Consider the following 23173-nt stretch of genomic DNA (forward strand, 5'->3'; position numbering starts at 1 on the left):
CGAAAGAAGGAGAATCATGTGGATATTTATAATGTTGGAAACAGAATAATGAATACCTATGTGTATGCAAGCCCAAATGGTTACATTATGATAGATACAGGGTATGAACATAGTCTTAGAGATGTAGAGAAAAAGATAAATAAGGAGAATATTAGATTATCGGATATTAAGTATATATTTTTAACACATGCGCATGATGATCATGCAGGTTTTTTAAATGAATTATTGGGTAGAAACAAGGAACTCAAAGTGATTATGAGCAATAAAGCCATGATAACCTTGAAAAGAGGGCAGAACTCTTTTGAGGGAGGATGCAGTACATTTTTAGCATGGGTATTTTGTAAATTTATGGGGGCGTTTGGTAAAGCAGAGCACTTGTTTCCTTCAATTGAAGATAAATATGATGATAGGTTTATAGAAATTACAGAAGCAAACAAGACTGTATTAGAAGAATTGTTACAGGGAAAAATTTTGTATACGCCTGGTCATACTTCTGATTCAATTTCGCTTAGAGTTGATAATATCATTTTTTGCGGCGACGCTTCAATGAATGGTTTTCCAAGTATGAGAAGATTGACTATATGGATAGAGAATAAAGTTCAGTTTGAAAAATCTTTGGATATTTTGTTTGCAGAAGATGTTGATTGGATTTATCCTGCACATGGGAAGCCATTTCCAAAGAGTGACATAAAGAAATCTATAAAAGAAATTTCAAAGATAAAACTTTATAAATTAAAATAATATAGAATGATGAATTCTCATTTGATGAATTAGCAGATGTGGGGTTTTTCATAGACATGGATTATAAAATTCGACAAATTAGAAAAAATGAATATCCAGTATTATCTGATTTTCTGTATGAAGCAATTTTTATTCCAGAGGGCATGGACAAGCCGCCAAAATCTATTATTGAACAGCCAGAGCTGCAAGAATACCTTATTGAACATTAGCAGTTCAATAAGTAAGTATTGAGGATTTTGGGAAAGAAGATGATTGGTGTTTCGTTTTGGAAAAAAAGGAAAGATTGTAGGTGCAGTATGGGTTTGTATTATGAATGATTACGGGTATATTGATGATGAGACGCCCTCATTTGCTATGTCACTGTATGAGGAATACAGGAATATGGGCATTGGTACAGCACGTTTGCCTGTAGGATCCAGATAGCTCTTTGTGGAATCACTTTGAAAGGAATGACAATATGAAACAGTATCATTTACCTCCTGTATATTCAAAAAGGATCGTTTTAATCGGTCATTTCATATATATTTATTAACTATTCGAACTCGACAAATACTAATCAATTTTGTTTAGAAATTATTCTCTGTCGATTATGTAAATCTTTTGATTATTTGATATATCCATATTATCCTACCTATATGAGCTAATGTTATCATTTTGTTATCGCTGTTGATAAGATACCCTTGATTAGGTATCCATAATCTGATTTAGAAAGAAATTTTTACTTGATAAAAATGCTGTTGGAACTAATTCATTCATTCCTACAGGGAATATAGCAAAAAATGTGTAAATAGTAAGAAACGGGTGAGAATGTAGATATGAAACATACTTACAGGAGGAAAAATAGGTGCTCCAAAATTAGTTGGGGTTCACACAAAATGAACTAATAAAGTAACATGGGGTAGAGAAACCCCAAAAGGTCTTAAAGCAGTGAAAGAAGCCCGTATATCAAGAACGGATATCAGGCTTCTTTTTTAAGGGTATAGGGATCATTATACAAATGGCACTCAAAGACGACCATACCTGTGAGGTTCATAAAAATGTCCATATAACCATCGGAAGTATAAACACGAACCTGATTAGCCGCAATAAGTTCCAGACGCACAGCAGATTCTTCAAAATTAACTAAAATCCACCTGCACAAGAAATATTGATCAGTCGTATCACAGTGTATCATGAAGCATCACCTTTAATGGGATTGAGTCTGTAGGTGGCATCCTTATCCAAAACATACATGAGTCGGTTTCTGAAACGTTTCCAGTTCGAGTAACCGTTGGCATTATGTTTGATACACTTGATGACCTTATTTCTATTTTCAATGATTCCGTTATTCATCTTGAGAGGTTTGTATAGTACATTTTTAGCGTGAAATTATTCCCGCTTTTTTTCTTCAAACAATTTGACGTTAAAAGGATAAATAATTTGATTTTCTTTAAATGAGCACTGATTTTAGCCTTATTTAATCAGAAGTTTTTCCCCTTAGATGATATGGTAATCAATAATTATATTAGATGTCAATTACTAAATATATTCGTGATCAAGAATTATTCAAAACAGGTCTAAACATTTCAGAGTTGATAAGAAAAATCATTATCAATTATCATTCTAAATATAAAGATGATATCAATGAACTAAAAAATAAGATAAAGGATGCTGTTAAAAATGAAACCAGAAATCAACAGTTTAATGAGGATGAGTATCTAAATATAGCTTGGAAAATAACTAAATATTTATGTCAAAACCAAATCGTAATTGATGATGAAAAAAAAGATTAGCGTTAGGGAAAAGAAGCGTGATTCTGATTTAGAATTCATAATTCATGTCCTAAAAATGCTAGTGAATCTGAATACTTAGCTAACATTATTTACTCTTACCAAAAAGAGCCTCAATACGAAAGAGAAAAAATCATATATAAAGACATCGTAAAAAGCCTCAGTGAAGCAATCCAAAATAAGCAAAGTATACAAATAAAGACAAAATCTGATAATATAATTCGTTCTGTTCATCTAAAAGAAATTTGTACTATATAATTATCTTTTGTATCAAGGTTATGATGAAGATAAACAGAAATACGTTGCTAGAACTATACATATTTACAATATTTTGTATGTTCATCTTGATATAAATCTATCAACATTTCAAGCTTATATAGAAGAGCGATTCAAAAAAATGAAAAATAATGGAGTTCAGTTTTCAATTAATGAAGATACTATTTATAAGGTTAAACTAACTGAACATGGTAAAGAACTATTTAAATTAAGGTATCTTGAAAGGCCTAATCCTTTACCGGAAAGCGAAGAAGATAAGAGTATTTATTATTTTAATTGTTCTAAAATGCAATTCAAATCATATTTTGCACCTTTTCGTAAGGATGTGATTGTTTTAGAGCCTAGAGATATGATAGAAGAAATTCTGCAAGAATATATGGATGCAATAGATATTTATAAAGGTGATTAATTAAAGGTAAACTCCTAATGACAGCGCCATTATGAGTATAAGAAGGCAGTGGATGAAAATAGAATAGTTAAGACAATATCCAGTATTAATATGCTGATAATACCTATATTTGAAGGATTGATTAAATACTGTAATTGCTAATAAGTCAGTAAATATTTTTAAATCCTTCCATTTGTGTAACCCTTTACATTTCTTAATGTCACCTATATAATATACGTGAGCAGGGAAGAAAGTACATGATGAATTGCATAAGCATAAAATTTTTAAAATAAAGTTCATGTATTTTAGAGAGGGGAACGTATATGGATAACCGGCACATAAGAGAAGAAATATTAAAATATTGGCATGTAATTGAATTTTTGAATCAGAATGAGTTTCCTACAATTAAAAATAAAAAATCTATTTATGTTTCAACGATAGGTTACTTGATGTCTGAACAAATAGATATCTTTCATAAAGTGAAGCAAGATAATTTTAAAATAAAAGAGCTTCCAGAAACATCTGATAAAATTGAATTATGTCTAGGAAAAATATTAAGAGATGACTGTGTGAAAGCAATATATCAGCTTGCCAATGTATCTGATGAAAGAAATGAAATAACAAGAGGAAGTATTGCAATTATGGGATTGCAGGTTTCAACTATGAATCACTATGTTCCAGGAAGCTTTAATCTTTCTCCGATTGTATGGACAATTTATAGAATGTGGTCTCAACACAACAGTGATCTAACTGTCTTGATAAATGAAGCAGATTACGAAAAAGATATGGCAGAAATAGATTCTTGGTTACTAAAACAGGAAACTGTTGATATGGTTATCATTCGTGAGTGTTATGACAAAGTGATAAGTCAGTTTATTAATCTTGCATTATTACAACCTGAATACACAGGACTATTTGTATATCAAAGATTTAAAGATGAAAAAATGAAAGAACGTTATGAAGAAACTTTAGGATATGCAAATTTACATATGAATTTCTATTCCAAAGATCTGAGTTTTGCAATGAGATTAAATAAGAAAGACTTCATTCATAAAACAGAGTATGGGAAAGTATTCATAGAACCATACATAACAAGTGCATTATCAGATGAGGCAAAAGATCCTAGGATAGATTTATTAAATAGAAGTATTGAGAACAAAGAAATGCTACAGCGTGTTTTGCACATTGATCATGCACCATTAGGAAAATGGCCATCTCGTTATGCTCCTGCGTTTATGCAGCAGTTTGCTATAAATTTAGCTATATCCAATAATTCTGAATTTCCACCATTTTTATCTGTGAACGGTCCTCCTGGGACTGGTAAAACAACCATGTTAAAAGAAGTGATTGCAGATGCTATCGTAAAAAAAGCAATGGTGATGAGCAATTTCCCGGAATCCAATGATGCATTCACCGAATGCAACTTTGAAGAAGGGAACTGTATTAATCATGGATATAGCAAGTTTTTTAGTCACTACTATAAGGTTGATCGAAGAATTAATCAAATTTCTATCCTAGTTGCATCCTGCAACAATGCAGCAGTTGAAAATATTACAAAGGAACTTCCTGATGGGGAAGCTATTTGTAATGGTGTGAAAAATATAAATGATGAAGATGAAAACGAAATCAAATTAAGGCAAATCCGTCATTATTTTGATAAACAGGATGAGGATATCTACTTTACTGAATATGCAAATAGATTGTTTAATAAAAGCGACGGTGATAAAAAAATCGCTCCGCATTATTATTGGGGATTAATCTCTGTTCCACTTGGAAATAGAAAAAATCAAGGGAATTTTACACAGATACTAAATGATTTTACATTTGAAATGTTAGGCAAAAATGACTATATTGAGGAACATAAATCTAAATATACAAAGGCAGTTGAATTATTTCAAAAGCAACTGAGAGTAGTTGAACAAATAAAAATAAAACTGAAAACTGTTTGTGATACGGAACGGCATTATCAAAATGAGTTAGCAAACATAAAAGAGAAGATAAAAGAAAATGAAAATATTTTATCAATACAGAAACAGCAGATTGATACATTAAAAACAAATAGAAAACAAGAGCTTTGTATGAAAAAAGAAATGTTATCTTATTTAAATGCAGAAGAAAAGGAGGCGTCAAGTAAAGCACAGTTGGTATTGGATAAAAAGCAAGTAGTCTCAGAATTAAAAGATAGAGAAACGGTGTGCAGAGATGAAATAATGAGATTAGAGAGCAGTCGCTCTTTGAAAGAAACATTTATGGCGATATTTCGTGTTAAAACATTAAAAAGCAAAGAGATTTCTGACTTATACATCAAATTAAAAACTATAGAATCGGATATAACTTATGCGACATCTGTATGGGAAGATGCTGAGGCTGAATGTCATAAGCAAAGAGATAAATGTTCTGAAATGGATTTGCTAATAGAAAGTCAAGGTATAAAAATAAAATCTATCAGTGATGAGATAAAGAAAACTGAGAAAGCAATAGATCAATTAAATAAAGATATCGAACATGAAAATAAAAGATTACAGGAGATTGAGAACAATCTCTTGAAATGGCAGGAAAAACAGTTTAGATCTGACCAGAATTTTGATTCAGTAACTATAATGAATGATCATTTCTTTCAGCAGTTTTACGCACATAATAGTAAAGATGTACATTTACTAAATCCATGGGTGAGTGAGCGTTACCACAGAGAAAGGGAAAAGTTATTTTATTATGCGTTACAGGTGAATAAAGAATTCGTTTTATCTAGTACCTATATGAGAAGTAATTTGAAAAACCTATTGATGATGTGGAAAGGTACAGATGGTAATGAAACTATCAAATTTAAAGAGAACGATAAAATTAATGCATTTTCATCTTTATATCAGACAATTTCTATTCTTGTACCTGTAATTTCAACTACATTTGCATCAGTAGGAAGATTTTTGGAATATGTTCAAAAACCATATGAATTAGGAACATTGATTATTGATGAAGCAGGGCAGGCGCAACCACATTTCGCCCTGGGCGCTATGCTAAGGTGCAAAAAGGTACTCGTGGTTGGTGATCCTAAACACGTTGAACCTGTTGTAACAGATGATCTGGATGCAATTAAGCAACTGTTGAAAAATGAATATACAACACCATATAGTGATAAGCATATTTCAGTACAGCAGTTTTCGGATAAACTTAATCCATTTGGCACTTATTTAAATGATTCAAGCGGAGAAAAACTTTGGGTTGGATGTCCTCTGGTTGTCCATAGAAGATGTATCAATCCTATGTTTGATATATCAAATCGTATTTCATATGATGGTGTAATGATTCAGCAGACAAAAGAGCCTGATCAGAATACTGTGGATACATTTGCCATTCCTATTTCAAAGTGGTTACAATGCAGTGGTAAAGAAAAAAATCATTTAAGAAAAGATCATTATGTACCGGAACAAGGTAAAGAAACGTTGCATATTATTAAATTGGCGTTTGAAAAGGCTAAGGGAGATAAACCTGATTTGTATGTAATCTCACCGTTTACCTCAGTAGTAGAAGGTTTAAAGAAAGAGATAAGAGAGTCCGATTTTTACAAATTGAACAAGGAATATTATAATGAATGGATGGAGTCTAATATTGGTACAGTGCATACATTCCAGGGAAAAGAAGCAAATGAAGTTGTGTTGCTATTGGGATGTGATCAGGATGCGAAAGGCGCTGTTACATGGGTAAATGCCAATATTATCAATGTTGCTGTTACACGGGCCAAATATCGATTATGTATCATTGGTGACTATAAAATTTGGAAACAAAATCAAGTTTTAAAGATAACTAAGGGTGTAATTGATGCTTATACTTTACAATATTTAAATCAACTTAAAGAAGCTGATCAAACAGATCAAAATAAAGAGTTAATCACTTTATTAATGAAACAACTTCCTTCATCATCCGATTATATTAATGAAAAAGGAGATGGCGAAGAGGATATCATAGATACTTATATCTTGATGAAGGAATTAAAGAAAATCAAGTTTGCCAGGGATTTTCTTACAGAACAAGAGAAAAAGATTTATCATTTAACTGATGAAGATTTAAATGAACTCAGTTATCCAGTGAAGTCACACTTGATGACTGGTATTAAAATTCAAAGTATCTATGAAGCATATGCTGAAAATTTCAATATTGTATTTGAAGATGACTCATTTAAGAATATAATGTTTTGTAAGGCAACAGAGCTTTATATGAGGGAAAGCTTCAAAATTGCTTTTGATTATATCGATGATAGGAAAACTTCAAAACCAAGAACGTTAGGAAATATGGAAAATATGATAAAGATTAACATAAACAGATTTATCAAATTAACGCAAAGTGAGTATTACAATAGAAATTGGTGGAATGATTTCATATGTAAATTATCTAATATACGCGAATTAAGAAATGATTGTTGTCACGGAACATCCTTTAAACATAATCAAGAACAAAAATTAAGAAAACTGTTGTTTGATGATGAAGTATTTAAAAATTTGAAAGTAGGAAAGAAGATTGCCGAGAATATGAAAAAATCAATAAAATAACCACAAAGTTTCAATTACTTATTATTGAAAAATTATAATCTGTTTTAGATATAGATAAGCAAAGAATAAATGCATGAATCAAATTTTTCATAGTTAGAATTGTGGCGATAGATTTATATTTTACAATAAAGGTAAATATTCATTTTTATTGACATTACAATTTGTGCATTTTCATTATTTATAAAAAAGAAATAGATGAATAACACCTATTCCTATAGATTCCTAAGTTTTCCATACATAAGTAAAGCCTCTAAAGATTTGCAGTACATATGTTAGGCTCTAAATATATTTACATCATTTTCTAGGAATTTTAGAATTCGAGACAAATTAGTGCGACACTTTATCAAGATTTTTTAAAACAGCTTTCTATTGCGCAATAGAGAAAAGATACGTGAGTCGCGTTAATATATTTTTACAGCTATAATTTTCATATGATTACAAGCAGGTTGTCAGGCTTTGCATATTAATAACTGATTTTTAACTATTATTGCTGTCAAAATAGTACTTTTTTGTATGATACCATCCGTTTAGCCTATAAGACCTCCCTAAAAATTAAACTCCTTCTCCCATGCAAAACTACCCGATGCCTCCAGGCTTTTCGGCCAATGCGCACACCACGCAGGTACTTCAGGAGCCTCAATACGATCAAGACTAGGCGTATAAGGCTTTATATCCAGAACAGGTGAGCCATCATTCGCATCAATATAAGCAATCTGTACTACGCCCTTTTCATAATCAATATGAAGTTTCTCAACCGCGGTTAACGCAATCGGGTTCGGACGAATCGGAGATCTTGTCGCAAAGATTCCCATTTCCTCCGGAGCCTTTTTATATGGCTGTTTCGTCTTTAAAATAGTTCTGTACACATCCTCATCATAGCCGTCAAACCACCAGATAATTTGCAGATGGCTGAAACCATCCAATGCCTGCAACGCTGGAATATAATTCTCATCTACCTGAATAATTGTACCTCCCTCCTTACCACTGTGAATAGAACCTACTGAATGAACTTCAAATTTTGTCATAATTTTTTTCCTCCATTTTGTCTGTACTAATACGATAATCCCTCACACCATGTGAGGGTCAAGAGGTAAATTTCAATATTTGTTAAGCATGCGCAAAGGAATCTGCAATTCCGTGAGATAACTGCCAGCATCTTTCTCATTCCACGGACCACGGTGTATCATCTGCCGATTTGCACCTTTCATTTCATATTGTCTGTTTGTCTCCAGCCATTTTGCAAAGGATTGATAGGCCGCAGATATATTTGAAAAATCTCCATATACCATAAGTGAGGCCGTCAATGGCTCTTCTTCCACCTCACGACATTGGAATCCATCACAATCCCTGATTGCCTTTTTTACAGGCAGACACAATTCCACATCCACATTCGCTTCTCTGTAATCCTCATCATGATAAATGGAAAAAGTGGTTGGAGAACAATCAACTCTATGTTGCCTTGCAAAATCAGATAGCTTCTCCCAGAGCATTTCTTCCGCATAATAATCAGGAATTAGTTCTCTTATTGATACCACAAAACAGCTAGGAATCGATTTTATCGTAACATTGAAATGCAGATCAGCAGTTCCCTGGAGAAGGTCCTGCTTTGCATGATCAATTCTATGAAGCTTCTGTTCCTCTGCTTTTATCGCAAGTGCAATCTCCTTTTCCTTATTCTTTAATGCCTCCATCATCCTATCGTCATTTCCTAAAACTAAACCTTCCATCTCAGCAACTGTAAAACCACAATCCCGTAAATATAAAATCCTGTTCAAAACAGGAATCTGCTCCACAGAATACATGCGATATCCTGTCCATGGATCACTCTGTGCCGGATTTAGAAGTCCCACCTCATCATAATAACGCAGCATTCTGACAGAAACCTGCATTAGCTTGGAAAACTCACCAATACGAAACATAAACCGCCTCCTTTCTGCTTCTTATTATAAGGCAAGATTTTTATACTTCAATAGGAAACGTCATGTACATGCCAAGCACTGAATCTTACTTGAAAAGCCAGTAGACTACTGTAAAAATTACTATTTCTTCAAAACTATCCTAAATATGACTCTTAAAAAAATCTATAATAAAAACAATCATGGTATACAATTCGTCGCATTACTCAATCATATCTTTATGACCTACATCATTAATTGCCTATTCTTAAGTGAACCCTATCTGATTGATATGTACTTATTTCAAAGCTTACGATAAGGCTATCCAAATTTTTTAGGGGTTTTCGCCAGAAATTTGGGGGTCAACTTTGGGGGAGAGAAAAAATAAAGGCTAAAAATTAAGACCCCTAAAGTTAAAATCAAGAGAATCAGTGAAAAAACATTCTGATTCTCTTTTTTTGGTTATGCTTCTGTACAAATTCTTAATCTCTTTATTCTTTTACTTTATATTTACCACGTTTCTTTCCAACATAGCTATGTACTTCATTAGATGATTTGGGCGTATTTCTCAATGCAGGTCTATTTCTGGTAGACCATAAGATTCGATTTCTAGTATAATTAAAATTAGAGGAACCTCGTGAGTTTCTCTTATAATCTTTCGGCTTTCGGTTGAATGATTCCATAGGTCCATTGGATAAACGTGCATAGTAACGCTCATTATCCTTTGCACTACGTCTTGATACCTCAGTTATAGTAAATGAGCGGGCAATCTCATGCTTATATTTATCAAGGTATTGTGAGAAAAGACGAGGAATGTAACCTCTGAGAGCCTTAAATTCTTCAATCATTTTTAATAATTCTTGCATTACTTCATCTTCAGAACTAAAGTGAGTATTATTGAATCTAATATATTTTTCTTTCACATCTCTGATTATATTGAACTTAGGATCTAGTGAGAGAAATAGTTTTTCAATAGTATATGTATCTGCGTACATTCTAAGAGAGCTGTGGTAATACCTTTTGTCAGAGTAATTGATATTGTCTTGATTCTTCAAAAGCACCCAGCGATATTTTCTAAGCAAGATAACTTCTTGTGATTCCTGAATCGTTTTATTGTCTCTATTGGTGTCATGATTTTGTTTTTCAAGCCTTTTAAGATCTCTATCTTTATATGCTTTCATTACTGAATTGATATAAGTATTAATCAATCCTAATAAATATTTAACAACATGAAAACTATCTAAAATCGACACAGCATTTGGAAAGAAATGCTTGGGTAATTCAAGATAAGGCTTATATGCATCAGAAATAATATAACGAACATGTTTTCTTTCTTCGTATGGAATGGAGAAGAAGTAGTTTTCAATGGTATGATGCCATCGGTTATGCAAGATGTCAACAATCTCTCCAGAAGTAAAGTCCATAAGAATCAAGGCATATTTCTCTTTTTCAGAAATATCAATATGTACTTCATCAACGGAAAGAAACTCAGGAAGAGTTAAACGTGGCAAATCCACGTAAGCAGTGAAAAGATCGTGAACTTGAGTATCAGATAAATTGAATTGTCTGGCAATAGATGCGGTAGAACGATCAAGGTCTTTCATAGCCTCTAAAACTAGTAGAGGAGTAATATCAGAGGATTGTTTATAACGCTGAAAGAATGGGAAATCTTCATTAACATATGTGGAACAGTTAGTGCATTTCCACTTTCTTTGGCTCACGATAAAGATGATGCAAGTTCCGTCTTGTAAGACAGGGTGTTTGATTTTGCGCTTATAAATACCTTTTGAGTGCATTCTGCAAGAACAATTAGGGCAATAAGACGGGATAGATGGTCGAGAGATATATACATACTTGGTATCAGCGATGATTTCAACATCGTTGATGATAATAGAACCATCATCGGGAATGTTTAATAATTTAAATAGATAAGAATGATCCATGATTACCTCCTTCACAGAAGCATAACCAATAGAACATTATAGAAAAAGAAACAGATGAATGCCACCTGTTTCTTTTGGGATTTATCCCCCTAAAGTGTCCCTCAAAGTTCAGACCCCTAAATTGACCCCTAAAGTTTAGCCCCCCAAATATTTTGGATACCCTACGATAATCATTTTCATATTTCACTAGGCATGGTAAAATATGTATATCATTCATAAATCTAACACAAGAGGATTTTCTTACATCACAATATATATCATAAATCATATCGTTAAACTGAAGGAGCATGAGCCATGGAATATTTAGATAAAGTAAAAGCACAGCTAAAGAAAATGTCATTAGAAGAAAAGGACGCATGGATATTAACGCAGGCAAAATTGATCTCCAATTACAAGCAAAATGATTTTTTAATGTCACTATCCGGGACAAAGAAAATCATCAATATGCCGACACTTGATGATATAGATACCTTATGTACGAGGATTGAAACAGGTGATATTTATCTTGAATATATTACTCATTATCACGAGTTCGACGAAGATGGTAGTTATATGGATGATTGGGTAGTCTGGTATAATGATCCATTTTCAATACTGCCAATGATGCGGAGAATTTTTGCCGGGTGCCATCAGCTTGTAATGTTGGAGGAATATCAAACGGTATACGATTTGTTAAGCAGGATTTTTGAATTAAAACTCTTTATTCAGGAGGGCGAAAATTCTGAGGATGCACCGGAAGAGGAATATATTGAATTGTCAGATTCTAAAATAAAAGAAGAATTATCTTATAATTTAGACAAAGCAGCTGCGGACTGGATAATCTCATTTATGTATTTAACAACCAAACTAAGCGATAAAGATCGTGCAGAAAAGCTTATCAAAATGTTAGAAACATCCATCAGCAAGAATCTAAAACTAAGAATTCTGAAGGATTTAGGCGGAACTGAGAAATTGTTTGTTTCTATGCAATCTGCTTTAGAAATTGCAATTGCTGATTTGGAAACCCAAAAGAAAGAAATTCTGAAAGCCGGTAACAGAAATAGAAAATTTTTTGAAATAGAAGATAAATTAACTCGAAGCAACGAACTTCTGATAGATATTCGTATGCGATGCTTAGAAAGGAAAAAGATAAAACAAATGGAATCATTTTTAGAGGATAGCTGGAATGATGTGTGTGAGGTTGTTGAGTGGTTGAGCTTTGAGAAAGATATTGATGATCAACCGGAAATTGATACTGTTTTGGAAATTTGTAAAGAACTCGTTCAATCTGATGAGATTCAGTATGATGAATGGCAGTTAAGAAAAAAGGTGCTAACCGATATTGTTGAACATGATTACTATGATAATCTTGGCGCTTCCGATATCATGGAAGAGCTTGCTGAAAAACTATGTACAAATGATGAAGAATACCTGGCATATGCGGATATACTGTATATCAATGAAAATAAAGAAAAAGCAGCGTTATTATATAATCAACATGGCAGAGAAGATAAGTATATTACTTATTTAGAAAATCATTTAGGAAGTGAGCAAAAGAATTATAATGCTTTAATTACATACTACAATCAGCATAATCAAAAGGATGATGCAATACGTGTTGCTCAGCTGGGATTAAAAAATTGTAAAGATGATTTAACAGATATCTTTATTTTTCTCCTTTTGCATACAAGAGAAAATGATGCTACATGGTTTAAAAAATTATTTGCTAGCGCAAAACGGAGAAAGAATGTGGATATGATAAAAATTGATATAGCAATGCAAAGGTGAATAATGTAATATTGGCGAAGTGTACACAGGTTTATGGAAATGATTTAGATTTATCTACTTAACACTTTTATAAACAATGCAAAATCAGATAGATGAAGCGAATACAGAAGTAAAAAAAGCCAATAACATAAGCAAATAGACATCAATATTTTATCATGATAGGAGAACTCTTATGCAATACGAGGAAAGAATACAGCATCTGGAACAGGAAAATGCATTTCTAAAAGCTGAACTAAGAAAAAGAGGGTATTTTTATCTTTCCGCAAATGAAAAGCTATCTACTATAGATAAAATAGAAATCTATTTAAGTTATTTCAGAGGAAGACCGGATGTTTATGCCGAAAGATACTTTAGTAAAAAGCATCAGAAATTCGGTTGGAATCCCGCATGTGACAGGAGTTTTCAAGCAGGGTGTAAAAAGGGAAAAATAAAAAATTATTGTAGTATCTGTCCAATCTCTCAATTTCCATCTCTGGATGGGGTTATCCTAAAACATCACTTCACTGGGAAACTGACATGCGAAGGGATTGGAATTTATCCTTTACTAACGGATAATACCTGTTATCTTCTGGCAATGGATTTCGACGAGGATAACTGGTTTGATGATATGCTGAGTGTCTACAAAATTGCACTTCGCTATGATATTTACCCTTTAATGGAACGTTCATCCTCTGGTCATGGCGGACATCTGTGGCTGTTTTTCGAAATACCAGTAAAAGCATTAAAAGCAAGAAAACTCGGTTCTTTGCTCATTCAAGAGGCAATGGAAGGTAATAAAAATCTAAACTTTGATTCCTTTGACAGAATGTTTCCCAATCAGGATTATCTGCCACAGGGAGGCTTTGGAAATCTGATTGCCCTACCGCTGCGACATGATGCGTATTTAAAAGGTAATTCCTCTTTTATCAATGATTTACAGCAGGTGATCGACCATCCCATAGAATATCTTGCTTCCTTGCCTAAACTGCAGGGACAGCAGCTGGATCAGATTTTGAACAGCTATTATAAAAATGATTATTTCTTTGATCAACAACAAATGGGATTATCCTTAGATACAAATACGAAATATTCCAAACAAATGTATGGTCTGGAAAATACCATGCTTTGTATAGAAAAAAAGGAGTTGAATCTTTATACGTTATCTGTATTGAAAAGACTTGGCTCCATGTACAATCCGGAATATTTTTTGAAACAGAAATTGAAAAAACCGATTTATCGGGAAACAACTCCCAGAGTACTGAGCTATTATGAAGAAGATGACAGGTATTTATATTTGCCGAGAGGACAAAAATATAAACTGCAAGAAATCTTTCCGGAAGCTGAAATACAGCTCGAAGCACAGGTAACAAAGGGTCAGGTAATCGATATAGCGTTTACAGGAGAATTGCGGCAGAATCAACAGGAGGCTGTCAATACACTGATGCAGTATGATATGGGAATTATGAAGGCAGTTCCGGGTTTTGGTAAAACAGTTATGGCATTGTATATGATAGCGCAAAGAACAGTATCCACTTTAGTTATCGTACCCAATAAAGAAATACAAAAACAATGGGAACAACGGATTCATGAGTTTTTAACCATACCGCCAGGTAAATCAAAAAGAGATTCCTATATCGGAATCTATAACGGCTCCAAGAAAAAACTGAGAGGGCATTTAGATATCGCCGTTGCTGCATCTTTAGCAAATTTAGAAGACATTGCAGTTACCCTAAAGGAATATGGCATGATTATCGTTGATGAATGTCATCATGCCGCCAGCGATACATTTTCCAGAGTATTGAGAAACGTGAATGCAAGGTATATATGGCTTTTCGGCAACTCCCAAAAGAAAAGACGGGTTGGAGAAAATCATGCATATGTTCTGCGGTCCTATCCGCTATGAAACCAGTTCATTTCAAATACAGAATACATATAGGTTTCAACAGCTCCTGATTCCCAGAATGACGACTATGCGGTGTCTGGATGATAGTAAAACCTACACGCAGTATTGCAGCGATCTTATGAACGACCAGATTCGAAATTATCTGATTGTGAAGGATGTGGTGAAAGAATTTCAGAATGATGGTAAAATCATTATCCTGTCAGAGCGTAGGCAGCACCTGACAATCTTATATGAGATGTTGAAGCACCTGCATATACATGTGTATGTACTGACGGGTGAAAGGAAAACAAAAGAGAGAAATGAAATCATTGCAAAAGTACGGAATTTTAATAGCAAGGAGAAATTCATCCTCTTGGCAACCAGCAAGCTTCTTGGTGAAGGCTTTGATTTACCTGCCTTATCAACGTTATTTCTTGTTATGCCGATTTCTGATGAATCCAGAATAGAGCAGTATACAGGAAGAATTCATAAAAATGTGGAAGGTAAGGATATGGTGAAGGTATATGATTATGTGGATGCTCATATACCCATGCTGGAAGGAATGTTTCACAAAAGGTTGAAGCAGTACCAGAAGGAAGGCTACTTTTTGCAGGAACAAAATCAGATCGTTGAAGTTTCTCAGCTGATGTATGAGGGACAGAGCTATAAACATGTATTTCTTGAAGATATAAAGGCATCCAGCAGTGAAATTCTGATTATGAACGCGCATTATGAGTTAGGAAAAATCAAAAGCTATTTTGATGTCCTGCAGGAAAAGGCACATCAAAATGTTCAGCTGTATGTCGTCTTGAATGATGAGCAAAGACAAAAGGAAATGCTTGTGCGGACGATAGAAGGAATGGGCGCAGCTATTTTGTACTCCAATCATTCAGCACATTTTGTTGTGATCGATAAAGAAATTATCTGGTACAGTGATATGGATTTCCTTGGAAGGGCCAAAAAAGATGGTTTAAGTACAAGGCTGAAAGATCCGCATCTGGTAAATGAAATTATGAAAATTGCACAGGATGAACAACTGCAAAATATAGAGAATGATAAAAAGATAAGCTTATGGTGAATAAGAAAAGTGATGTAAAATATAAAAGCCAGATACTCCAATGCCATTTGGAAGAAAGGAAAAAAGCTGTATGAAAAACATGCCATTCTGGAAGCTTTTGCTGTAAATGATACCAAAGCCTGTTTCCGCGTAAAAAGGAAGGATTGACTAAACTGTGGTTTTACAGAAAACAGAGCATGCCGTTGCGATTGCTTGCAACTGTTCGTGTTTTGGAGAATGGTAGCACAAGGTAGCTGTATTACCGTATCTTAAAAAGCATCGCATCCAGTATTGAAAACCGAAAACAGACTGGTCACTATGGAGATTAGTCATTTGGATGATTTTAAGCTTGAGGTTGAGCAACAACTGTATGAACTGGATGAAAATGATGAGGATATATCGTATGAGGGATGACTGTATTTACGCTATCAGAAAATTCGACATGAAAGGCATATGGAAACAGCCACGGATGCCGATTTATTTATCAAAGAAAATCGTTGTATCACCTGATGTATAGATGGTGATTGTTAAGGATTTGAATGAGAATCCGGAATCTATAAAAGCGGTAATTTCAAACATGAAGGAACAGGATATGATGTTCATGCTAAGCGAAGCAATACGGGCTGTGAAGGAATCTGATTCCTCAGCATAGGAAGCATTGATGATATGCTTTCAAGAGAAACTGTTGGAATTGGAACATGTATTTAGAAATACAGTTCCATAAGGCAGGATAGCAGGAAAGTCAAAACTGTAATTACATTCTTATAAGAATCGGAGGTCCCCATATGGATGAGCATTTTATTTATATCGTACTGGAAATCGTATCGGAAATACCCAAAGGAAACGTTGCGACCTATAAACAGCTTGCAAAGCTGGCCGGCAGAGAGCGAAATGCCCGTCAGGTTGGCAAGATTCTTTCCGCATCCTCCCTGTATGGCGAATACCCGTGCCATCGCGTCGTTAACAGTGCCGGAAGGACTGCACCGAATTGGGATGAACAGAAAGATCTACTCATAGACGAGGGCGTTACCTTTAAACCCAACGGAAACGTTGATCTCAAAGCCTGTCAGTGGAAGATATAAAGCAAGCACCTCTTTATACCACAGACCCACCAACAAAATCCAAACAGAGGCACGCACAACCTGAAGAGCGAACTTCCCCAACTGCTGAGTGACAAATTATTTTCAAAAAGCATACATCAACCGTGCAGTTTCTAATGAGAAACCATCATTTCCTGAAATAACGCTAACAGATTCAGGGAAAGTGTTTTATAATGAACCTAATAGGGACCCTCCCTTAAAAACTTATCATACAAGGAGCAATCAATTATGAAAAAAATATTCGTCTGGTTATATGTGATATTGACAGTACACTCGTCACTACAGAAAGGGAGTTGACACCACGAACGCGAGATGTCATCAATCAGCTGCACGCACAGGGAATCTACTTCGGTATCGCATCTGGCAGGCCGTTAGATGAACTAGCAAAAAAAGCAGAGCTGTGGGGCATCCACTATGCTTTTGATATTCTCATCGGTATGAACGGCTCTGAGCTTTGGGATAACCTGCATCAAAAGGAATACAGTTATTTCAAAATGAAAAAGGACTGGATTCAGGAAACCATGAACTTAATGAAACCCTTCGATTCCAACTGCTTTATCTATCGGGATGACTGCCTGCTCTGCGAACGAGATGACGCACACATGCGGAAGTCTGCTTTGACCAGTGACAAGCGTATGGTTGTTGTGGACGCGCTTTCCGTTATGTATGAACAGGAGAATGCCAAAATCATGTACCGTGTCAAAGAAGCAGACGTTGATGAAATCGAGCAGTATTTAAAAGAACATCCATCTCCCTACTACAAGGGCTTCAAAACACAGCCGACCCTCATTGAATTTGCAGATCAGCGGGTTTCCAAGGCCTATGCTCTGAAAAAATTCTGTGAATTTAACAAGATAACCCCGGAAAAGGTGGTTGCCTTTGGTGACACGACGAATGACAATGATATGCTGCAATACAGCGGTCTGGGTGTCTGCATGAGCAATGGCAGTGATGACACAAAGGCGATTGCGGATGATATCACGAAATGCAGCAACGATGAAGACGGCTTTGCGCAATACATGGAAGAAAATTTTCTGAATATATAAAAGAGCATTTACGAAACCAGTGCAGACTTGAGCTGTTCACCTGCTTTCATGCCTTAACACAAAACCACAGGAAAAACGGTACTCCTCTCTCACCTCAGCATACTCCTGTATCCTGCAATGTGCTACAGGCAGACTTCAGTTTCTCCACACGGTTAATGTTACAGCGCTTTATGACTAACAAAGCAGACAAATGAGTACGAGAATATGTACATAAAAGTTATCCGTCAAAAAAGCTTTTATTTATGGGCAATGGTGTCAACCTCAGCCTTAGAAATATAGATGATGTCATTTCTTTTCTCCTTTAAAAGTTATGATAAACAAAGACATCGTATCGTAGTTAAGTTTTTGCACATTTCACTATTGTTTAATGCTAAATATGATTAACGTGTAGTTAAGCAAAGGTGGTATTTATATGTTCTTGTGAGTTATTCCAAACAAAAAAGGTAAGAAAAGACCTTTTTCTGCAATTTTGTAGAATCTTACAGGGGTGAAAATGGTAGGCCTAAACACCGGACTGTAGCTAAACTTAGACAAATTTGATGGCGAACGCATTCTTTATCTCAAGGCTGCTTTTGGGAAAGGTGAATCTAAGGAGATATTACATCATGAGCTACTCGTAGTTAAGAGTGTTGAAACGAAACAATCTGCATTATTTCTTAGATTTAGCAGATATATTTGCTCTGATAGAATCTGTGAACTTATACGCAAACATCCTAATAACTTTATTCGTGCTTATAAATTCCCATGGTATGATGTTCTTTTCTATCTGTTTTTCCGTTCTGAAAAAATGCATAGAATCTGAACCTTCAAAATATTATAGTGATATCGGAAAGCCTGATCTTCGTATTAGTAAACAAGCTGAAATGTGGATCACATAGCGGTAAGGAACCTTAAGCTGACTTACCAACGTAAAGCGTCTGAATATGGCGCTTTTAATTTTATACGACATATAGTGCGTATAAATGTGTATAAAAATATTGACATACGCATTAATACGTATTATAATAAAGACAGGAAGGGAGGTCATACGATGCCGATGACTTCAAAGCAGATGGTTAAACTGCTTAAACAGAACGGTTTTATTGAGATACGACAGGCAGGTTCGCATAAAATATTGAACAATCCTGTGACCAATAGAAGCGTCGTTGTTCCTATTCATGCAAAAGATTTACCAAAAGGCACTGAAAGGAATATTCTAAAACAGGCGGGGCTGTTATAGCCCATGACCTGAGATAAGAATATACCGAAAGAAATAAAATTAAAGGAGGAAATGATTATGAAGGTGATGTATCCAGCTTTGTTTGAAAAAGAAGATAGTCGCTACAATGTTACGTTTCCAGATTTGCCAGAAGCGATCACATGTGGAGACACATTAGAGCAGGCGATTGAGATGGCCAAAGAGTGTTTAGGTCTTTGTTTGGATGTGAGAAAAGAAAACAAAGAAGAAATTCCTGTAATGAGTGATCCATCTAGGATCAATTGTGCAAACGGAACGTTTGTTATGATGATTGAATTTGATTCCATCGATTTTAACAAACGTTATAACAAAAAAGCGATAAGGAAAAATGTTACGATTCCAGCTTGGCTTAATGAATTAGCTGAGGAAAAAAACGTTAACTTTTCAAACGTACTACAAAATGCGTTAATGAAGAAACTAAATATTTGAGATTAGCTATATTTAGTGAGCACCCAATGAGGTGCTTTTCTTTTACTCAGGAAGGAGTGTGATAAGATGCCGAAGAAACCGGATGAGCGAATAGAACCAGCCAAGCAAATGTATCTTGATGGTATGAAATTGATTGATATAGCAAAGTAGTCGGATCTGCCAGAAGGGACTGTTCGGCGTTGGAAGTCCACTCACAAATGGGATAGCGAGCGTTCGGATAAAAAGGATGCGAACGTTCGGAAAAAACGAGGAGGCCAGTAAGGTAACAAAAATGCCACTAGACCAACTGGAAATCAACATGCCCGTAAGCACAGGCTTTTTCAAGGGGGCTGCCTGAAATAATCAATACAACATATCTGGAGGCGCCTGCAGCACACATCCCCAAAGAAATACAAGCGTATCCTAAAACACTGTTCACCGCATATAAAAAGTATCCGTAAGGGATTAGCTTTCACTAGGAACGAATCCTACGACCATCCGGATACTTTTTTGTAGCTTCAAACATTCTGTCTGTAAACCTAACAATATATCTTCTCAACACTCACATGCAGCGCATCGACGATACAATCATCCAGCACATCTGCTCAGAAACACCGGGACACACCCTCTTGCCGCATGCAAAGCATATCTGTAGACCACTACTCCATACTCTTCAAAGACTCCACCATATCAATATGATTCAGTACACGGTTTGTAATCAGATTCACAACAACAGCGAACCCAAAGGATAACAGCACCGTATACAGATAACTGATCGGGCGTATAGTCACCGCAAAATGGATGGACGGCATATTCAGCACATACGTAAGACTCTGCGCAAGTATCGTACCGGCAGGAAGCCCAACCAGAATACCCAGCAATGTCAGAAGCAGCGTCTCCTTATTCACATAGGAATGCACTTCCTTATCATAAAAGCCCAGCACCTTGATGGTCGCAAGCTCCCGTACCCGCTCTGAAATATTTGTAGTCGACAACGTGAACAGAACAACGAAGGCAAGAGCGGCAGCCATGGCTAAAATCAGATACACAACCGAGGTTATCAGGGAAAAGGAGGTTTCAAATGCATTCTGCATCGACGAAGTGCTTACAACAGACAACACATCATCCCGCTCCTCCAGCTTCTGCACATACCTGTCCTTCTGCAGTTCACTGACCTTACCCTTATAATTCGCCAGCACTGCATTATCCTCATAAGAGCCGAACAGCTTCTCATAGGTGTTTTCACTCATATAAATCGTATTTCCCAGGTAATTCTGAACGATCCCCGTGACCTTTACACGCTCTTCCTTCAGATCGCTGTTTTGCACACGTATCGTATCCTTCACAGAAAAATCCAGAACCTGCGATGCATTCTGTGTCACATATACATCGCCCTCCTCAAGCGTTACCGGATCACCGTTCAAATCCTCCAGTGAGAGATACGAAGCCACATCCGCCTGTTTGGAAAAGACCATCAGCTGTACGCGTTCTTCCTTATTTCCGCTGCTCTTGATTGTGGCATTATCCACCAGCAGAGCCATGCACTCGCTCACCTCATCATTCTTTGAAAGCGATTGATATACATGCGCTTCATCCGTCATCACCATGAGATCATAGCGGTAAATATGCTCATACTGTCTCGGAATCAAGGCACTGACGGAATCATTGATCGCCATGGCACACAGCACCAGCGCACTGCAGCCCATAATCCCGAACACCGTCATCAGCATTCGTTTCTTATAGCGAAACAGATTCCTTGCCGTAACCTTATTCAAAAACGTCAGATTTCTCCATAACGGACGAATCCGCTCCAGCAGAACTCTTGCGCCTGTTCGTGGCGCCTTAGGCCGCATCAGTACAACCGGCATATGCTTTAGCTCTTCGTGAACCGCAATCCACACGGCAACCAGTATCCCACCAGTAAACAATGCAATTCCACCGATTCCATACCATGCGTCAAACTGCAGACTGTAATTCGGAATCAGGTATAATGTCTGAAAGATACGGAACACAAACTTCGGAAGCAGAAGGAATCCGCCGATATCCCCGATGATACCTCCCAGCAGACAGGCACTCCCCGCATACAGGAGATATTTCTTCATAATTTCTATATTTCGGAACCCCAGCGCCTTGTAGGTGCCGATCAACAGGCGTTCTTCCTCAACCATTCTGGTGATTGTCGTTAACGCAATCAGAATCGCAACCGTAAAAAATACAATAGGGAAGGCTGTACCAACCGCCTCGATGGAAGCCGCATCACTTTCAATATTGCTATAGCTGGAAAGTGATGAACGATCCTGGATGTACCATTTCGGATGCTGAATGGAAGAGGTATCCACATGGGCAGCGGCCTGCGGATCGACTGCATATGCCGCAAGCTTCATCTGCTCCACCAGCTCGTCATAGCGTCTGTCCTCCTGCTGCTGCTTCACATCCTGTTCCAGCGTTTTCTTTGCCCGTTTGATCAGCGCCTCATATTCCTGGGAATACGACGCCATATCCCGGCTGCCCTTCACCTGTACATAGGCTGCCGTATATGCAGGGAAAGAAATACCGTCCTCCCTGATAAAGCATACATAACGGCTGGCTGAAATGGAGCGAAAGGAAGCTGCCCCGTCTTTGTTATTCAAATCCGAAGGGTCCTGTACGATGGCCGATATGGTGTAAGTACTTCTAATCTGCGATGGTTCATGAAACTGAATCGTATCACCGATTGTTTTTTCGCTGTCATCCGCATAGGTTTTAGAAACAGCAATCTCTTTCTCGTTTTCAGGCAGTCTCCCCTTCAGGAGATAAGGTGTATTCAACTGTCCGCCCAGTGTCTGCACATCCATATTCTGTGAACTGCCATTTACGGAGGTGTACACCGTTTCACGATAGACGCCTTCTGCGCGCTCGATCCCATTCGCCTTTCGCAATGCCGCAAGATCGTCCTCGTTCAGCCCCATCGTTGACACAACCTGAATATCGAATACCTGCTGTTCATCGTAAAACTGATCCGCACTGTATCGCAGATCGTCACAGGCCGCCTTCAGACCACTCAGCATCATGACACCAAGCGCAGTGATAATCAGGATGGAACAAAAGCGCTTCTTATTGCGGAATATCGTTCTGCGGATATCTTTATTGGATGCTTTCATC

The 23173-nt window shown here is 36.2% G+C and carries 17 protein-coding genes and 1 pseudogene; 12 read left to right on the forward strand and 6 right to left on the reverse strand.

Annotated features, from left to right (window positions below; genetic code table 11):
• Positions 1-18: 18 nt before the first annotated feature.
• A complete protein-coding gene (locus tag ACG3M1_RS06380) occupies positions 19-741 on the forward strand; it encodes an MBL fold metallo-hydrolase (protein ID WP_395815052.1) in 723 nt (240 codons plus the stop codon).
• A 56-nt stretch (positions 742-797) separates the two neighbouring features.
• Positions 798-1140 (forward strand): annotated as a pseudogene (locus ACG3M1_RS06385) (GNAT family N-acetyltransferase); the annotation flags it as partial.
• A 559-nt stretch (positions 1141-1699) separates the two neighbouring features.
• Here ACG3M1_RS06385 and ACG3M1_RS06390 read toward each other — a convergent pair.
• Both ACG3M1_RS06390 and ACG3M1_RS06395 read right to left on the reverse strand, forming a co-directional pair.
• Positions 1700-1915, reverse strand: a complete 216-nt coding sequence (locus tag ACG3M1_RS06390; protein WP_008819215.1) for a hypothetical protein — start codon at positions 1913-1915, stop codon at positions 1700-1702.
• Positions 1912-2073, reverse strand: a complete 162-nt coding sequence (locus ACG3M1_RS06395; protein ID WP_207636080.1) for a transposase — start codon at positions 2071-2073, stop codon at positions 1912-1914. Before ACG3M1_RS06395 ends, ACG3M1_RS06390 begins: the two co-directional genes overlap by 4 nt.
• 176 nt (positions 2074-2249) lie before the next feature.
• Between ACG3M1_RS06395 and ACG3M1_RS06400 the strand changes: the two genes are divergently transcribed.
• The 3 genes from ACG3M1_RS06400 (at position 2250) to ACG3M1_RS06410 (ending at position 7718) form a co-directional block, all read left to right on the forward strand.
• Positions 2250-2513, forward strand: a complete 264-nt coding sequence (locus ACG3M1_RS06400; RefSeq protein WP_035303261.1) for a hypothetical protein — start codon at positions 2250-2252, stop codon at positions 2511-2513.
• A 394-nt stretch (positions 2514-2907) separates the two neighbouring features.
• A complete protein-coding gene (locus tag ACG3M1_RS06405) occupies positions 2908-3195 on the forward strand; it encodes a hypothetical protein (RefSeq protein WP_065530880.1) in 288 nt (95 codons plus the stop codon).
• 302 nt (positions 3196-3497) lie between these two features.
• Positions 3498-7718, forward strand: coding sequence for an AAA domain-containing protein (locus tag ACG3M1_RS06410; RefSeq protein ID WP_008819213.1), 4221 nt, complete (start codon positions 3498-3500; stop codon positions 7716-7718).
• 545 nt (positions 7719-8263) lie between these two features.
• Here ACG3M1_RS06410 and ACG3M1_RS06415 read toward each other — a convergent pair.
• From ACG3M1_RS06415 to ACG3M1_RS06425, 3 genes are all read right to left on the reverse strand, one after another.
• A complete protein-coding gene (locus ACG3M1_RS06415; RefSeq protein WP_008819212.1) occupies positions 8264-8743 on the reverse strand; it encodes an SAM-dependent methyltransferase in 480 nt (159 codons plus the stop codon).
• A gap of 72 nt (positions 8744-8815) precedes the next feature.
• Positions 8816-9637, reverse strand: a complete 822-nt coding sequence (locus tag ACG3M1_RS06420) for a MerR family transcriptional regulator (protein ID WP_009587877.1) — start codon at positions 9635-9637, stop codon at positions 8816-8818.
• Positions 9638-10104: 467 nt separating this feature from the next.
• Positions 10105-11556, reverse strand: a complete 1452-nt coding sequence (locus ACG3M1_RS06425; protein ID WP_008819210.1) for an ISL3 family transposase — start codon at positions 11554-11556, stop codon at positions 10105-10107.
• Between the two features lie 294 nt (positions 11557-11850).
• On the opposite strand from ACG3M1_RS06425, the gene ACG3M1_RS06430 reads away from it, so the two are divergent.
• From ACG3M1_RS06430 to ACG3M1_RS06460, 7 genes are all read left to right on the forward strand, one after another.
• On the forward strand, positions 11851-13323 hold the full coding sequence (locus ACG3M1_RS06430; protein WP_009587906.1) for a hypothetical protein: 1473 nt from the start codon (positions 11851-11853) through the stop codon (positions 13321-13323).
• A gap of 172 nt (positions 13324-13495) precedes the next feature.
• On the forward strand, positions 13496-15205 hold the full coding sequence (locus ACG3M1_RS06435) for a TOTE conflict system archaeo-eukaryotic primase domain-containing protein (RefSeq protein WP_008819208.1): 1710 nt from the start codon (positions 13496-13498) through the stop codon (positions 15203-15205).
• A 67-nt stretch (positions 15206-15272) separates the two neighbouring features.
• Entirely contained in the window at positions 15273-16262 is a 990-nt protein-coding gene (locus ACG3M1_RS06440; protein ID WP_257320304.1) for a DEAD/DEAH box helicase, read from the forward strand.
• Positions 16263-17026: 764 nt separating this feature from the next.
• Positions 17027-17323 (forward strand): MGMT family protein, encoded by a 297-nt coding sequence (locus ACG3M1_RS06445; RefSeq protein WP_008819206.1) that lies wholly within the window; start codon positions 17027-17029, stop codon positions 17321-17323.
• Between the two features lie 269 nt (positions 17324-17592).
• Positions 17593-18387, forward strand: coding sequence for a Cof-type HAD-IIB family hydrolase (locus ACG3M1_RS06450; RefSeq protein ID WP_207636082.1), 795 nt, complete (start codon positions 17593-17595; stop codon positions 18385-18387).
• A gap of 1030 nt (positions 18388-19417) precedes the next feature.
• A complete protein-coding gene (locus ACG3M1_RS06455) occupies positions 19418-19606 on the forward strand; it encodes a type II toxin-antitoxin system HicA family toxin (protein WP_008819204.1) in 189 nt (62 codons plus the stop codon).
• Positions 19607-19663: 57 nt separating this feature from the next.
• Positions 19664-20053 carry a type II toxin-antitoxin system HicB family antitoxin gene (locus ACG3M1_RS06460; RefSeq protein ID WP_008819203.1) on the forward strand — a complete coding sequence of 130 codons (390 nt, stop codon included), beginning with the start codon at positions 19664-19666 and terminating at the stop codon, positions 20051-20053.
• 638 nt (positions 20054-20691) lie between these two features.
• Here ACG3M1_RS06460 and ACG3M1_RS06465 read toward each other — a convergent pair.
• Entirely contained in the window at positions 20692-23172 is a 2481-nt protein-coding gene (locus ACG3M1_RS06465) for an ABC transporter permease (RefSeq protein WP_009587964.1), read from the reverse strand.
• Between the last annotated feature and the right edge of the window lies 1 nt (position 23173).

The sequence above is a fragment of the Clostridium sp. 10cd* genome (assembly GCF_044336395.1).
Taxonomy (GTDB): Bacteria; Bacillota_I; Bacilli_A; order Erysipelotrichales; family Erysipelotrichaceae; genus Clostridium_AQ; species Clostridium_AQ innocuum.